Consider the following 14,527-nt stretch of genomic DNA (forward strand, 5'->3'; position numbering starts at 1 on the left):
GGCAATACCCGCGGTAAGCTGACCAAGTGAGGCCATTTTTTCTGCCTGCACTAATTGCTTTTGAGTGGCTTTCAGGGTGGCTAAAGTGCTTTCAATCTCTTGTTTCTGACTGGTGAGCAGCGCGTTTGCTTTTTGTTTATTTCGGTATGCCATTCTATATACAACAATAACAATAGCTAAAGTGATCAGCGCCGCTATTAAAACCACCAGCCATATTTTGATTGCCGCATCGCGCTTTTGCTTTTCTATAAGTTGAGCTTGTTCTTTTTTGTTATACTCATAAGCCATGTTCTGCTCTGTAGCCTTCCGTACATTTTGGGTGTTCCTTATAGAATCAATAATTTCTGATGAACTTTCTAAATTCTTATACGCGTTTCTGTACAAACCTACTTTTGCATAACATTCTGACAGATCTTTATAAGATTGACCTGTAGCCTCATCAACAATATTAGTATTCCTAATTGCATTAAATGCCTTTTTAAAATAGAAAATGGCATTTTCATATGAATGCTGCCTTTTAAGCACGTTGCCAATACTGGCATACACCTGGTATCTGCTGTAGGGCTGCTTTGATGAATCGGCTACGGCAATGGATTCCTTACCCAGCTTTACTGCTTCGGGCAACAAATCCTGATCAGCAAGCGCCAGTACAGCTTTTGATAAACTTGCTGCTGTTATTCCCAGATCACCGGTTTGGCGACCAATAGTAACCGCTTTCATAGCGTATAAATATGAGCGGTCGAATCTTTTCAGCTTCGAATAAGTAACCGCGAGATTGGAGTAGGCATATAATTCCACATTTTTAATTCCAGCTTTTTTTGCAAGTTGTACAGCCTTTTTTAATGATTGTTCGGCCCTGGCATTGTCATCCATGGTATTATAGGTTAAGCCCATATTTAGCCAGATGTAGCTTTGTGAATTGATATCATTTGTACTCTCAAAAAACTTTAAAGCCTTTTGAAAATAAACCAATGATTCTGTATAGTTGGATTGCATCTGAAATGAGATGGCAATATTTTGATACGCTTTGTTAAGCAATATATCGTCATGTATATTATTGGCAATGTCTATTGCTTTTTTATAAAAAACAATTGAGCTATCATACTTACTTTGCATGCCATACATCATGCCATAACCAGAGTACATTTTGATCAGCCCTGTCTCATCCTTTAATTCTTCATAAATTTTTGAACCCAGTACTAAATTTTTTTGTGCCGAGGCATAATCACCTTTAAAAGATAGTATGGTACCCATTAATCTCCTGGCATCGGCCTCGCCTTTTAAATACTTTGCCGTAACGGCCTCAAAAACCGCGTTGGCTCCGCTTTCTGCAGCCGAATCCWGGTTGATCTCTATAAAAGCGGCCGTTTTATCGTTTAAGCGATTAATTTTAGCTGTATCAGATGTTGCGTTTTTGATCAGCTTATTTATGCTGTCAATTGTTGTTTGGGCATGTGAAAATGAGGTGCTTATAAAGCAAAGGAATATGATCACTAAATATTTGAACAAATGAGCGATCATTTTTGAAACATAAGAAAATGAAACTGGGTGAGTTATATTTTCTTTCATGAAGGTTGATATTATAGGTTTATTTATCAACAGCTATTCTTCAAATCTGATACTATGCAGGTCAGGATAACCTGTTAAGTATAAAACGAAACGCTAATAGCTGGCAGATTGTAATAATCTTTAATATCTAAAACTACCGGATTAAATTTTTAATTTAAGGTTTATTATTACTCACTTTTTGCACAATTTATTACTCATTACTCATGATCGGATCATTCTTTAAAACCCTAATGTTAGCCCAAAGGAAAAATTCTTCAACCCTTCCTGGGCAGGGCTGTTCTCAAACATATCGGTAAAATAGTATTTGGCATATATACCCATCAGGCCATAGCCCACGCGTATAAACGCACCCTGGCGCAGCTTGGTAAAATGGTAATCGTCATTAAATTTCTGTTTGCCGTTCTCCTCACTTATTTGCTTTACGCGCCCGTTAAGCAGCACACCAATTTCGGGCCCGGCAACCAATCTGAAATAGTTTCCGCTGGCATCTTCATGGCTGCGGTAGTAAAATGATAAGGGGATACGCAGGTAGCTCGACGAAAAACGATTCTTGCTGTAATTAATATCATCTTCGGTATAAGTTAAAACCGGTGTATTTCTTTGTATGGTGATATCTCTGCGCAGGCGGATATGTGTCCAGTCGAACCCACCCGAAACGTATATTTTAAAGGCACTGTTAAAACGGTAACCAAACTGCACCAGATCGAAACCAAAGTTGCTGGTTTTCCATTGGCGATAACTTAAAAACTGGTTGTTGGGCGATAAAGTAAAGCTGCCATGATCAATCAGCGTTGCAAAACCCAGATCGATCCTGGAAAAAGTAACACCAAATGAAAAGCCTGGAGCTTTGTGTGCATGATAGGCCGTATCCCGCTCGCCGCTCGATATAACAGTAGCATCCTCACCCATACCTAATTTTACCCTTAACCTTTTTTTAGGAACACTATCGGTTGTAGTGCGGGTTGAATCGGCGGTAGTTTGAGCAAATGTGGCGCTTGCCGCAACGCATATGATGATGGTAAAAATTAAGCGTTTCATATAGTGGTTAATATATATTTTATTTTTCTTTTTTCACTTTAATAATACCCAGGTTAACACCCGTAATAGTAGCATCGTCCTCGTCGGTATTGGAAAATTCAATGATCTTATCTTCACGTTTATCAACCGCCGCTATCATTACATTAAATACATCGCCCAAACTGCGGATGCGGTGTCTTTTAACCGGCGCTGCGGCCTTTGTTTTGTTAACCGGGGGCAATTGCATAGCTGTCAATTGCGGCTTACTTTCTAATGCGTGTACATTATCAACTGTTGGTTTTATCGCGTTATCTATATCGGGCACAACAGGGTTCACCAGATCATTACCACGGGTAGCCAAAACTAATTCGGGCTCAGCTGTTGGTTTTGTAATATCCGGTTTTTGTTCGGGACCTATTGCCTCTTTATGAGGAACTGTTCCCTTACCTTCCTTTACATTTTTCACACTTGCTAAGCTGTTAACCGGTGCTATAACTACCTTTTTATCACTTTTGTTTTGCTGATCTGCCTGCTGTACAACCGGATTAACTTTATTAACCGGCAATGTGTTTTTAGCCATTTTTTTGGATGGATGCAGGTCATTCACTTGAACTGTTTTGGGAATAAATAATATCCCTATGGTAACCAATAACATAATACCGGCGGCTATGCTTAAAAAGGGCACCAGTGATCTTTTGCGTTTATCGGCATYCAGCCGCGCGGTAATGCCTGTCCACACATGGGCAGATGGCTCTATTTCATGATCGTTAAGTGCCGACTGAAACAGCTTATCCAGTTCATTATCCCGCATATCCATAACTTGTACCCTCCATTTTTGCAATTTGTTCTTTTAATATATTCCGCGCCCTTGACAGCTGCGATTTTGATGCCCCTTCACTGATATCCATTATAGCGGCAATTTCTTTATGTGAGTAACCTTCTAAAGCATAAAGGTTAAATACCATGCGGTAACCCGGCGCCAGTTGTTGTATCAAAGCCATCAACACCCGGGCATCCAAATTTGATGCTGCTACCGGGTTTACAGATGGTTCATTTACCGCTTCGTCAACATCAACTACCTGTAGCAATTTATGGTGCTTGCGGTAATACTCAATAGAGCTGTGTACCATAATGCGCCTTACCCAGCCTTCAAACGAACCCTCACCCCTGAAATCACCTACTTTTTGAAACACTTTTATAAATCCGTTCTGCAGCATATCTTCGGCCTCCATCCTATCGGTAGCATACCGCATACATACCGCCAGCATTTTGGCAGCAAATTGCTTGTACAACAATTCCTGTGCTTTGCGTTCGCCCGCTTTACAGCGTTCTATCAGTTGGATGGTGGTATAAGTTGGTTCCAAAAACATCATTTATAACAGTAAGATGTAATGCTTTGGCAAATGGTTGCATGAGCTTGAAAATATATTTACACTATTATAAAACTACTTTAAAGTAAACTATCTTTATTTATAATGAAAAAACTCCTTATTACTATAATACTTATAATATGTGGTTTTCAAACAGTGCTTGCACAACCTGCCGAATATTACACACTGCTTAAACCCGACCGTATTTTTGATGGCGAACAGATGCACGCTGGTTGGTGGGTACTGGTAAAGGGAAATCATATTGAAGCCGTTGGCGATCCTTCCGGTATAAAAGCCCCGGCCACAGCCCGCATCATTGATCTTAAAGGAACTACGCTGATGCCCGGCCTGATCGAAGGGCATTCGCACCTTTTTCTGCACCCCTACAATGAAACCAGCTGGAACGACCAGGTACTTACCGAAAGCAGGGCTGAGCGCACTGCAAGGGCAACCGTAGCCGCATGGGCAACGCTTATAGCAGGTTTTACCACCGTGCGCGACCTGGGCACTGAGGGCGCCGCTTATGATGATGCGGGTTTAAAAACCGCGATAAACAAAAAAATAATACCGGGTCCGAGGATGCTGGTTGCTACCCGTGCCATTGTAGCTACAGGCAGTTATGGTCCTAAAAATGAAATTCCAGAAAATACGATCACTAAAGGTGGTGAAGAGGCTGATGGTGTGGAGGGCATTACCCGGGTAGTGCGGTCGCAAATTGGGCACGGAGCCGATGTGGTAAAGATATATGCCGATTACCGTTGGGGAATAAATGAAGCTGCTGCCCCTACATTTACCGAAGAGGAACTAAAGGTAGCCTTACTGGTTGCTAAAAGCAGCGGACGCACTGTTGCTGTACATTCATCAACAGAAGAAGGGATGCGCCGGGCCATAGCTGCCGGTGTTACGACTATTGAACATGGCGATGGCGGCACGCCGGAGCTTTTTAAACTGATGAAAGAAAAAGGAATAGCTTTATGCCCTACTCTTGCGGCCACCGAAGCCACATTAAGCTATAAAGGCTGGAGGAAGGGTACTGATCCTGTGCCTGCGGGGGTTAAGCAAAAGCATTACATATTTACCGAAGCTCTTAAAGCCGGAGTTACCATTTGTATGGGTGGCGATGTTGGTGTATTTCCGCATGGTGATAACTCACGCGAAATGATACTGATGGTTGAGTATGGCATGAAACCGATGGATGTATTACGCTCGGCAACATCAGTAAACGCAGCGGTTTTTAAACTGAACAACCTGGGTAACATTAAAACCGGCTTCTTAGCCGATATGGTTGCTGTAACAGGTAACCCGGTTGAGGATATGAAGGTATTAAAACAAGTGAACCTGGTGATGAAGGATGGGGTTGTGGTGAAGGAATAGTCCGAGACGCATGCAATGCGTCTCATTTTAGAAGATTTTCGTCGATTGAAAGTTCGTCCGTTTCCGTCATGCCGAATTTATTTCGGCATCTCACATACAAGGTATACAACATGATGGTTACTTATTCTATGGGATGCTGAAACAAGTTCAGCATGACGGTTTGATAGCAACTACTTCTTCATCCTTAAACGCTTATATATTTTCACGGCGATCATCAGGATAACTGCAAGGGCAACCAAACCTACCACCCCGAATATCCAGTTCAGGGAATTTTTAAGTACCACCAGGAAAACTATGGCGAATAAAAATAAGGTTGCTAACTCGTTCCAGAGGCGCAGTTGGGTTGATGTCCACTTAAACACGCCATTAGCCATTTGCTTTATTTTATTCTGGCACATATGATGATATATGCCAAGCAATACCACAAAGGTAAGTTTAATGTGCATCCATCCATAATGAAGCCAGCCGGGTTGCAGTATCAGCATGGTAATACCGGCTGCTACAGTGAGGATCATGGAGGGTATGGTAATAATATTCCATAGTTTACGCTCCATAATGGTAAACTGGTCAGACAAGATCTTACGATCAGGTTCGGGTTTTTCCTGCGCTTCGGTATGATAAATAAACAAGCGCACACTATAAAACAGCCCCGCCATCCAGCAGACTACAAAAATGATGTGTATAGCTAATACGTATTGGTACATGACGCCCCCCAGCCCCCTAAAGGGGGAGCTAACCTTTTAATTCTATAGTAACCCTCTTAAATTCCCCCTTCAGGGGGTTAGGGGGCATATTCTTTTATTACCTCTACCGCGTACTTCACGTTATCAAAAGGAATATCGGGCATAATGCCGTGGCCCAGGTTAAAGATGAAACCTTTCTCGTCCTTCATACGGTCGAACAGGCGGTATATGCGGTCTTTTATTACTTTTTTATCAGCATACAATATATGCGGATCAAGATTACCCTGCACAGCAATGCCTGCGGGCAAACGCTTTTTAATATCAAGCAGGTCAACATTCCAGTCAATGGAGATTACATCAGGTTTAGCCTCGGCCATCAATGGCGCGAATACCGAACTCCCTTTGCAAAAGGATATTACCGGGATATCTTTCCGATTTAGTTTACTGATGATCTCGGCAATATAACGGTGACTAAATTCTTTATAGTCATCCCAAGCCAGAGCCTGTGCCCAACTGTCAAATATTTGCACGGCATTAACACCGGCAGCAATTTGCATGTTCAGATAATCGGCCGTAACGGTAGCAATTTTCGATAACAGTTGATGGGCCATTTCGGGCTCATTGTGCAGCATCAGTTTGGTGAGCTTAAAATCTTTTGACGAGCCACCCTCTACCAGGTAGCTCATTACCGTAAACGGCGCACCGGCAAATCCAATAAGCGGAATGCTGCCATTAAGACGCTGCTGTATCACTTTAATGGCGTCGGCTACATATTGCAGTTTGTGTACCGCATCGGTTTGCAGGTTATCAATATCGGCCTGTGTGCGTACAGGGTTGGCAAATTTAGGACCAACACCATTTTGAAAGCTCAGATCGCCACCCATTGCTTCGCCGGTAACCAATATGTCCGAAAACAGAATGGCCCCGTCAATACCCAACAAATTAACCGGCAGCATGGTAACATCAGCGGCCAGTTCCGGCGTTTTGCACATCTCCAGAAAAGAATACTTGTTTTTGATATCCCAGTATTCTTTCATGAAACGACCAGCCTGGCGCATCATCCACACCGGCGGGCGTTCTGTTTTTTCGGAAAAAGCTGCTTTTATTAATAACGAATCTCTCATAATATATAAAGTATCAAGTAGTTAGTATCAAGTATCAAGACCTCTAAAAAAGAATTTATTAGTCTGAATTACAAAAATTTTGATACGTGATACTAACTACTTGATACTATGTTTCAATGTTTTTTTAGTTCCTGATGTAGGCGACCTATTACATCCCTCATTTTAGCCGTAATTTTATCGGTATGTTTTTCGGTCAGTTGTAAATAGGCTTTGGCTTTATCATAATTGCCAAACCTGATATTGATATTGGCTACGGTTACCAATGCCGCCACATGATCATTAACGGTATGAAGCGGGTACTGTGCCGCCAGCTCGTAATGCCTTTCTGCTTCCTCAAAATCTTGTTTCTGGATGCAAACGCCACCATATATATACTCATAAAAACCACGGCGTTTCTTACTGAGCCACTCGGGCCTCGTAATTTCCTTTAATGAAGCCTCGGTTTTAACGTAATCCTTTGCATGAAAATACTTGGCCGCTACAATAAGTGTACCTTGTTTAAAGTAATCCCATATGAGCAGCATGATCATCATTACAGCTACTGCCGCCAGTTCATAAATATGCAGGTATAACAGCAAGCCTAACGACAACAGGAAAACAAATGCGATAAATATGCGTACCCTATTACTGAACATTAATGCTGATTATCGGTAAATTTATAACCTACACCACGGATGGAGTGAAAATAAACCGGGTTTTTAGGATCTGGTTCAAAATACTTACGGAAAGTTAGGATAAAGTTATCAATAGTACGGGTTGAAGGATATACATCATAATTCCAAACCGTTTCCAGTATCTGCTCGCGCGATACGGCATCATTTCTGCGTTCAATAAGCAGCTTAAGCAGCATGGTTTCTTTTTTGGTGAGCGGGGTAATTGACTCATCCTCATTCACCAGCTCAAATGAGTTAAAGTGAATGGTTTTCTCACCAATTTTATAGCTGTTAAACTCTTTCAGGTCTTCGCCTTTCAGACTGCGTTTTATTAGGTTATTCACCCTTAAAATTAGCTCTTCAAGGTTAAAGGGTTTGGTTAGATAATCATCGGCACCTTTTTTCAGACCCGAAATTTTGTCCTCATTGGTATTTTTAGCAGTTAAAAACATAATAGGCACTTCGGTATTTTCAAGCCTGATGGTTTCAGCAACAACAAAGCCATCAATCTCAGGCATCATCACATCTAATATCACCAGGTTAAAACGCTCTTCCTTAAATAACTGTAAAGCCTTTTTACCATTCTTAGCTGTCGAAACCTTATAACCCTCCAGCTCCAGGTTAAGTTTAATGGCTTCCAACAAATGTTCTTCGTCTTCGGCTAATAATATTCTTTTTTTGTTTGGCATATTACTTTTAATTTAGGTTAATCCAAAAACAACTTCAAAAACACTGCCTGCAGGGCGGTTATCCCTAACCCTGATACTGGCCTTGTGTTTATCAAGCACTTCTTTTACAATATAAAGGCCCAGCCCGGTACCCTTTGTATTACGGGTATCCTCGCTGCCCACACGGTAAAATTTGTCGAAAATACGTGTTTTTTCATTATCGGCTATACCAATACCATGATCGGCCACTTCCAGGTAAACCTTGTCGTCTTTCGAAAACAGTTTAACACCTACTGCCGAGCACGGGCTTGAATATTTTACCGCATTTTCAATAAGGTTGGTAACTACCGATGTTAAAGCAAATTTATCACCGGTGATCTCGATCTTTGGTTCAATTTCGGCATCGATGATCTGCTGGTTACAATCGCACTTGGTGATCTGCAAACGGTTAACAATGCTATCAACCAATACCGAAAGGTTAAAGCTGGCCTTAGGGAAAGTATATGACCGGTTATCAATTTTTGATGCCAGTAGCATATTCTCCACCATATCATCCAAACGTTCCACATCATTCAATGATTTATCAATAAAATCAAGGATCTGTTCCTTGGTCAGGTTGCGTTTTTGAATAGTTTGCAGCAATATTTTGATGGATGCCAGCGGCGATTTTAACTCATGCGTTACCGAAAGCAGGAAATTCTTTTTCTGCTCCTGCAATTTACGTTCCTTGTTTATAGATTTATGCAGGCTAAAGGCCCCCACAACAAATATCAACACAAACATGGAGCCTTCGCCCAGGATCATCCCAATGCGTTCCGGCTGTAATTTCATGAGCATATAGCCCCACCAAACCAATTCGGAAACGGCATATATGATCAGCGCATAAAAAATAACAAATGGCTTTTTCATTTTCTTTATCAGTTATTTACCGTTAAATACCAGGTCAAGACTATCAAAGATAGCACGTTTTGCTTTCTCCAGGTCTATTTTGGTATGAGCCGATGATATAAAGCCAACCTCGTAGCCTGATGGCCCCAGGTAAATGCCCCGGTTTATTAATTCGCGGTGGAACTTTTTAAATTTTTCCATGCTGGATGCATCAATATCTTCGGCTTTACGAATATACTCTTTATCTGTAAAAGCAAACCAGAATATAGACCCTATACCAAACACCTTAAACTTATAGCTTCGGGCTGTAGCAAAACGCTGTACCGCATCTCTGAACTCTTCTGTTTTATTATTCAGGTCGCGGTAAAAACCCATCCTTAGCAATTCGCTTAGCTGCGCTATACCCGCGGCCATAGCTACCGGGTTGCCAGATAAGGTACCCGCCTGGTAAACCGCACCATCAGGTGATATATTGCTCATGATGGCAGCCGAAGCTCCGTAAGCGCCAACCGGCATACCGCCACCTATAATTTTGCCATAGGTTATAATGTCCGGTTTAATATTGTAATAGCCTGATGCACCTTCAAAACCTATCCTGAAACCAGATATCACCTCATCAAATATAAGCAGGGTACCATTTTGGGTACATATATCACGTAAAAATTGCAGGTATTCTTTTTCCTGCAGCAGCAAACCGTTATTGGCCGGTACCGGCTCAATAATAATGGCGGCTATCTGATCTTTAAACTCTTCAAACGCTTTGGTTAAAGCTTCTTTGTCATTTAAAGATACAACAATGGTTTCGTCGGCAAAGGCTTTGGGCACACCTGCTGATGAAGTTTCGCCAAAGGTTACCAGACCTGAGCCAGCTTTAACCAGCAGCGCATCTACGTGACCATGGTAGCAGCCTTCAAACTTTAATATTTTATCACGTTTGGTATAGCCTCTTGCCAGCCTGATGGCCGACATTACCGCCTCGGTACCTGAACTTACAAAACGTAGTTTTTCAATAAATTTATTGTTCTTCAGGATCAGTTCGGCCAGTTCATTCTCCAAAGCGGTTGGTGCGCCGAACGACATGCCGTTCTGCATCACCTCGATAACTTTCTCTTTTACCTTAGCATTATTATGACCTAAAATAAGCGGTCCCCATGAGCAGCAAAAATCAACAAATTCATTACCATCAGCATCCCAGATATGGCTGCCATCGCCTTTTTGTATAAACAAGGGCGTGCCATAAACAGATTTAAACGCCCTCACCGGCGAGTTTACCCCACCCGGAAAATACATTTTTGCCTTGGCATATAACTCGGCAGATTTTTCCCTGCTGATATCCGGCTTGCCTGTAGTACTCACCGGCTCACTGGCCTCACCCGAAAACATCTTTTTTATTGAATCTAACATTCTTTTTTAAAGCGTAAAGCTCAAAGCAAAAAGCTTAAAGCTTGATTTATTTATCTTTCAGTAAAAGCTTTTGGCTTTGAGCCTTCTGCTTTTAGCTTCTTATATCCATTTATTCTCCAGTACTTCCTTGGCATGATAGGTTAATATGGCTGTCGCGCCGGCCCTCCTGATGCTGGTAAGCACTTCGGTAATGGCGCGTTGCTCATTAAGCCAGCCGCGTTGTATGGCGGCTTTAACCATGGCATATTCGCCGCTTACGTTATAGGCCGCTACTGGTAGCTCGGTATTATCTTTTATTAATTTTATCACATCCAGGTATGGCAATGCTGGTTTTACCATTAAAAAGTCGGCGCCTTCCAATTCGTCAAGATTGGCTTCTATCAATGCTTCGCGCTGATTGGCCGGGTTCATCTGGTAGGTTTTTTTATCGCCAAATTTGGGTGCCGAATTTAAGGCATCCCTGAACGGCCCGTAAAACGCGCTGGCATACTTAGCCGAGTATGACATGATAGAAACGTTTGTAAACCCGTTTTCGTCCAGCACATTACGAATATATCCTACACGGCCATCCATCATGTCAGACGGGGCAATGATATCAGCACCGCATTGAGCATGGGCCAGGGCCATTTTACCTAACACTTCCAGCGTTTCATCATTCAGTATTTCTCCGTTTTTAACGATGCCATCATGACCATCACTGCTGTAAGGGTCCATCGCTACATCGGTAACTACACAAGCTTCGGGAAAATTCTTTTTTACCTCGCGGATGGCCCGCAGGTATAAACTTTCCTCGCGGTGGCTTTCGGTAGCTAATGGGTCTTTTAACGATTCCTCAATATTGGGGAACAGATCAAACGAATTTAAACCGAGCTTCAAACAGCTTTCTACCTCGCGCAGCAAGTTATCAATAGAATAACGATAAATGCCCGGCATCGATGCAACTTCTGTTTTTTGAAACGTACCATCAACAATAAACAGCGGGAATATCAGGTTAGCAGCGCTAACGTGGGTTTCCTGCACCATTTGGCGTATCACTTCACTTTTCCGGTTTCTACGTGGTCTTTGTAACATAAGCCCCCTAACCCCCTAAAGGGGGAATTTTTTAAATTTCTTATTTTAATATTAAAGCCGCCAATCGTTCCCCCTTTAGGAGGTTAGGAGGCTTATAATCCAAACACTGCCTCAGACAGTCCAACTTCGTCAGGCGAAAAAGGCAGGGTATATTTCACACCCATTTCATCGAATTTTTTCCCTGTTGATTTGCCTATAGCCACTACCTTTTGATAGGGATCAAGCAGGTTATCAGCAAAGTATGCCTCCACGTTCGATGGACTGGTAAACACCATCACATCAGCGCCGCTGGCCTCTACATCTTCTTCCAGCACGGTTTCATATACCGGCAGATCAATGATCTTAGTATCGGCCGATAACCCTTGCTGTATGCTCCTCATCGGACTTTCGGCACCTGGGAACAATATGATCTTTCCATTGGCCAGTTTAGCAAACTCTTCGGCAACTTCGGCAGTATCTGTTCCTTCGCCCACATAATTGGTAAAATAACCTTTGCGACGCAGCATTTCTTCTGACCCGCTGCCCATTACGCCAAATTTCACCTTTTTAGGAAATAGCGGGTTCAGCTGGAAAAAATATTCCACCGCGTTTTTGCTGGAAAAAAATACCCAGTCAATATTTTTTAATATATACGAGTCGAGCTTGTTAATTACCGGCACGGTACGGATCAGTGAACGGGCCTCTACATCAATACCGTGATGTTCCAGCGCCTTACGAAAATAACTCTGATCAGACAGCTCGCGCGATATAAATACCTTTGAGGGGAACTTACGGCCCTTAGCAAATTTTGCCACCACCTTTTCGGCCAGACCTTCGGTTGTTGCCGACTCTAAAAACAGTCTGTCGGGAAAATCCTCGCCGGTTTCGGCTTTGGAAGTAAACACCTGGAACATACCCTCATCACGGCGGCAGTAACAGCCCAACGGCAGGTGGCAACCGCCACCAAAAAGTTTAAGCACTGTTCTTTCAACAGCCAGTTCTTCGGCTACATCCGGATGATGTAGTGTTTGCAGTATCTCAAAAACGTCATGGTTGCTCTCCCTGATCTGGATAGCCAGCGCGCCTTGTGCAGGTGCGGGTATCAGCTCCACAGGAGTAATCTCCTCTACATGAAATTCACTCAGGTCCAAACCTAAACGGGTTACGCCTGCTTTGGCCACCATAATGGCGTCGTATTTTTCATCGCGCAGTTTGCCAATACGAGTTGGCACATTACCACGCAGATCTTCTATCTCCAGGTCGGGGCGGTGGGCCAGCAATTGTGCCTTACGCCTGTTTGATGATGTACCTACAATAGCCCCGTATTTTACCGAAAGCTTTTGGTGCACATCCACACAATCTTTCAAGATCAACAACAGTTCAGCGGGATCTTCCCTTTCTGAAACTGCTGCGATAATGAGTCCCGGAGGGTTTTCAGTTGGCAGGTCCTTGTGCGAGTGTACCGCAATATCAATGGTACCAGCCAATAATTCTTCTTCTAATTCCTTTGTAAAAAAGCCCTTACCCTCTAACTTATCAAAGCTTAGGTTGAGTATACGGTCGCCCTGGGTTTTTATGATCTTTAGTTCGGCAGTTACATTAATTGCTGCAAGGCTGTCTTTTACAAAATTAGCCTGCCATAGTGCCAATTCACTACCTCTTGTTCCTATTATCAGTGTTCTGTCCAAAAGAATGATTTTTTACTTTGCAAATTTAATTTTTTATAGGGATGATAAGGTACAAGAATTTAACGAATTAATCCAAATTGCAACAAAATGACTGTTATATGTGGTTTTTGGGAGGGTTGTGTGGTGATTAGCAGATGGTTGGGTAGATAGCAGATAGGTAAGTCAGGTAAATATACTAATGTGAACGTTTCCCTGCGGGCCAGGCTATTCGCTCATACGGTACAAGGCCTTAGGCGCGGGCCGGTATCCGCTTCTATCCCTAACGTGTTTGTCTGAACCGGGATTTATGAGATTAAGGGATTACCATGATTTCTTTTATTATTTTCTCTGTTACGCTGCCGCGAGTTTAGCGATAGCGTAACTCGTGGTATACCATTGTTAAAGCTTCCGGCTTTAAAACAAATTAATTACCTTAACATCGATGAGCCGCAATTATAAATTCCATGACCAGGAACGCCCTTAAAGGGAATCCTAATAACGAACAATACCAATTTTGGCAACAAGGTAACCATCCTATTGAATTGTGGAGTAAGGATGTGATAGATCAAAAACTTGATTACCTGCATAACAACCCTGTAACTGCAGGATGGGTTGAGGAGCCAGAGCATTATCTGTATAGCAGTGCAAAAGATTATTCGGGTGGTAAAGGACTAATTGATATAACTTTAATGGATTAAGCGCTGTAAGGTGCGTAAGTTGGAAGCTTACTTAATGATTAACCACGAGTTACGCTGCGCTAAACTCGCGGCAGCTACAAACCAAGAGCGGGTCTGCGATATGTAAAGCGACTCTGTATAGCATAGAGATTGCTTCGTTCCTCGATTTCTATGATCTAAGCAACTAATTTGAGATAATTTTTTTCATATTTTCTATTTTGTCTTACACAGGAGAAAATACGTTGTACAAGTTTATTTCTTACAGCGTTTATGACACTCATTTTATTCTTCTTCTCGACGTTGACTTTCCTTTCGTAATAAAGCCTTAACTCATCATTATACTGAATGGCTACTAATGCAGCCATGTGCAAAAGTGTTTTTAC

The 14,527-nt window shown here is 42.3% G+C and carries 14 protein-coding genes and 1 pseudogene; 2 read left to right on the plus strand and 13 right to left on the minus strand.

The features are described 5' to 3' along the window. From AC1DRQ_RS25235 to AC1DRQ_RS25250, 4 genes are all read right to left on the minus strand, one after another. Positions 1-1,569: tetratricopeptide repeat protein (locus AC1DRQ_RS25235; RefSeq protein ID WP_477427965.1), on the minus strand; the 1,569-nt coding region annotated here is incomplete at its 3' end. 219 nt (positions 1,570-1,788) lie between these two features. Beyond that, positions 1,789-2,607, minus strand: a complete 819-nt coding sequence (locus tag AC1DRQ_RS25240; protein ID WP_477427967.1) for an outer membrane beta-barrel protein — start codon at positions 2,605-2,607, stop codon at positions 1,789-1,791. Between the two features lie 19 nt (positions 2,608-2,626). Continuing rightward, a complete protein-coding gene (locus AC1DRQ_RS25245) occupies positions 2,627-3,403 on the minus strand; it encodes a hypothetical protein (RefSeq protein WP_477427969.1) in 777 nt (258 codons plus the stop codon). Continuing rightward, complete coding sequence (locus AC1DRQ_RS25250; protein WP_477427985.1) at positions 3,387-3,956, minus strand: RNA polymerase sigma factor; 570 nt, start codon at positions 3,954-3,956, stop codon at positions 3,387-3,389. Before AC1DRQ_RS25250 ends, AC1DRQ_RS25245 begins: the two co-directional genes overlap by 17 nt. Before the next feature lie 105 nt (positions 3,957-4,061). Here AC1DRQ_RS25250 and AC1DRQ_RS25255 point away from each other — a divergent pair, with 105 nt between their 5' ends. Further along, positions 4,062-5,330, plus strand: a complete 1,269-nt coding sequence (locus AC1DRQ_RS25255; protein WP_477427971.1) for a metal-dependent hydrolase family protein — start codon at positions 4,062-4,064, stop codon at positions 5,328-5,330. A gap of 170 nt (positions 5,331-5,500) precedes the next feature. Here AC1DRQ_RS25255 and AC1DRQ_RS25260 read toward each other — a convergent pair whose 3' ends face one another. The 8 genes from AC1DRQ_RS25260 to hemC form a co-directional block, all read right to left on the minus strand. After that, the gene (locus AC1DRQ_RS25260; RefSeq protein WP_477427973.1) at positions 5,501-6,034 is read right to left on the minus strand and encodes a CopD family protein; all 534 of its coding nucleotides are present in this window, start codon (positions 6,032-6,034) and stop codon (positions 5,501-5,503) included. A 77-nt stretch (positions 6,035-6,111) separates the two neighbouring features. Next, positions 6,112-7,137, minus strand: coding sequence for a uroporphyrinogen decarboxylase (gene hemE, locus AC1DRQ_RS25265; protein ID WP_477427975.1), 1,026 nt, complete (start codon positions 7,135-7,137; stop codon positions 6,112-6,114). A gap of 113 nt (positions 7,138-7,250) precedes the next feature. Further along, positions 7,251-7,772: a tetratricopeptide repeat protein gene (locus AC1DRQ_RS25270; RefSeq protein ID WP_429394054.1), complete on the minus strand. Its 522-nt coding sequence runs from the start codon at positions 7,770-7,772 to the stop codon at positions 7,251-7,253. Then, positions 7,772-8,479 carry a response regulator transcription factor gene (locus AC1DRQ_RS25275; RefSeq protein ID WP_429394051.1) on the minus strand — a complete coding sequence of 236 codons (708 nt, stop codon included), beginning with the start codon at positions 8,477-8,479 and terminating at the stop codon, positions 7,772-7,774. Before AC1DRQ_RS25275 ends, AC1DRQ_RS25270 begins: the two co-directional genes overlap by 1 nt. Before the next feature lie 12 nt (positions 8,480-8,491). Continuing rightward, entirely contained in the window at positions 8,492-9,367 is an 876-nt protein-coding gene (locus AC1DRQ_RS25280; protein ID WP_429394049.1) for a sensor histidine kinase, read from the minus strand. Positions 9,368-9,379: 12 nt separating this feature from the next. After that, the gene (hemL, locus tag AC1DRQ_RS25285; RefSeq protein WP_477427978.1) at positions 9,380-10,750 is read right to left on the minus strand and encodes a glutamate-1-semialdehyde 2,1-aminomutase; all 1,371 of its coding nucleotides are present in this window, start codon (positions 10,748-10,750) and stop codon (positions 9,380-9,382) included. A gap of 99 nt (positions 10,751-10,849) precedes the next feature. Continuing rightward, the gene (hemB, locus tag AC1DRQ_RS25290; protein WP_429394043.1) at positions 10,850-11,821 is read right to left on the minus strand and encodes a porphobilinogen synthase; all 972 of its coding nucleotides are present in this window, start codon (positions 11,819-11,821) and stop codon (positions 10,850-10,852) included. 92 nt (positions 11,822-11,913) lie between these two features. Continuing rightward, a complete protein-coding gene (hemC, locus tag AC1DRQ_RS25295) occupies positions 11,914-13,488 on the minus strand; it encodes a hydroxymethylbilane synthase (RefSeq protein WP_477427981.1) in 1,575 nt (524 codons plus the stop codon). A 443-nt stretch (positions 13,489-13,931) separates the two neighbouring features. On the opposite strand from hemC, the gene AC1DRQ_RS25300 reads away from it, so the two are divergent. Continuing rightward, positions 13,932-14,165, plus strand: a complete 234-nt coding sequence (locus tag AC1DRQ_RS25300; protein WP_477427983.1) for a hypothetical protein — start codon at positions 13,932-13,934, stop codon at positions 14,163-14,165. Between the two features lie 155 nt (positions 14,166-14,320). Here AC1DRQ_RS25300 and AC1DRQ_RS25305 read toward each other — a convergent pair. Next, a pseudogene (locus tag AC1DRQ_RS25305) lies at positions 14,321-14,527 on the minus strand (hypothetical protein); the annotation flags it as partial.

This window comes from Mucilaginibacter sp. P4_E8, assembly GCF_056401495.1.

Coding starts and splice junctions, on each gene's coding strand:
- AC1DRQ_RS25270 (WP_429394054.1), bottom strand. CDS start 7,772: ATGTTCAGTAATAGGGTACGCATATTTATCGCATTTGTTTTCCTGTTG.
- hemL (WP_477427978.1), bottom strand. CDS start 10,750: ATGTTAGATTCAATAAAAAAGATGTTTTCGGGTGAGGCCAGTGAGCCG.
- AC1DRQ_RS25275 (WP_429394051.1), bottom strand. CDS start 8,479: ATGCCAAACAAAAAAAGAATATTATTAGCCGAAGACGAAGAACATTTG.
- hemB (WP_429394043.1), bottom strand. CDS start 11,821: ATGTTACAAAGACCACGTAGAAACCGGAAAAGTGAAGTGATACGCCAA.
- AC1DRQ_RS25240 (WP_477427967.1), bottom strand. CDS start 2,607: ATGAAACGCTTAATTTTTACCATCATCATATGCGTTGCGGCAAGCGCC.
- AC1DRQ_RS25260 (WP_477427973.1), bottom strand. CDS start 6,034: ATGTACCAATACGTATTAGCTATACACATCATTTTTGTAGTCTGCTGG.
- AC1DRQ_RS25250 (WP_477427985.1), bottom strand. CDS start 3,956: ATGTTTTTGGAACCAACTTATACCACCATCCAACTGATAGAACGCTGT.
- AC1DRQ_RS25300 (WP_477427983.1), top strand. CDS start 13,932: ATGACCAGGAACGCCCTTAAAGGGAATCCTAATAACGAACAATACCAA.
- hemE (WP_477427975.1), bottom strand. CDS start 7,137: ATGAGAGATTCGTTATTAATAAAAGCAGCTTTTTCCGAAAAAACAGAA.
- AC1DRQ_RS25280 (WP_429394049.1), bottom strand. CDS start 9,367: ATGAAAAAGCCATTTGTTATTTTTTATGCGCTGATCATATATGCCGTT.
- AC1DRQ_RS25255 (WP_477427971.1), top strand. CDS start 4,062: ATGAAAAAACTCCTTATTACTATAATACTTATAATATGTGGTTTTCAA.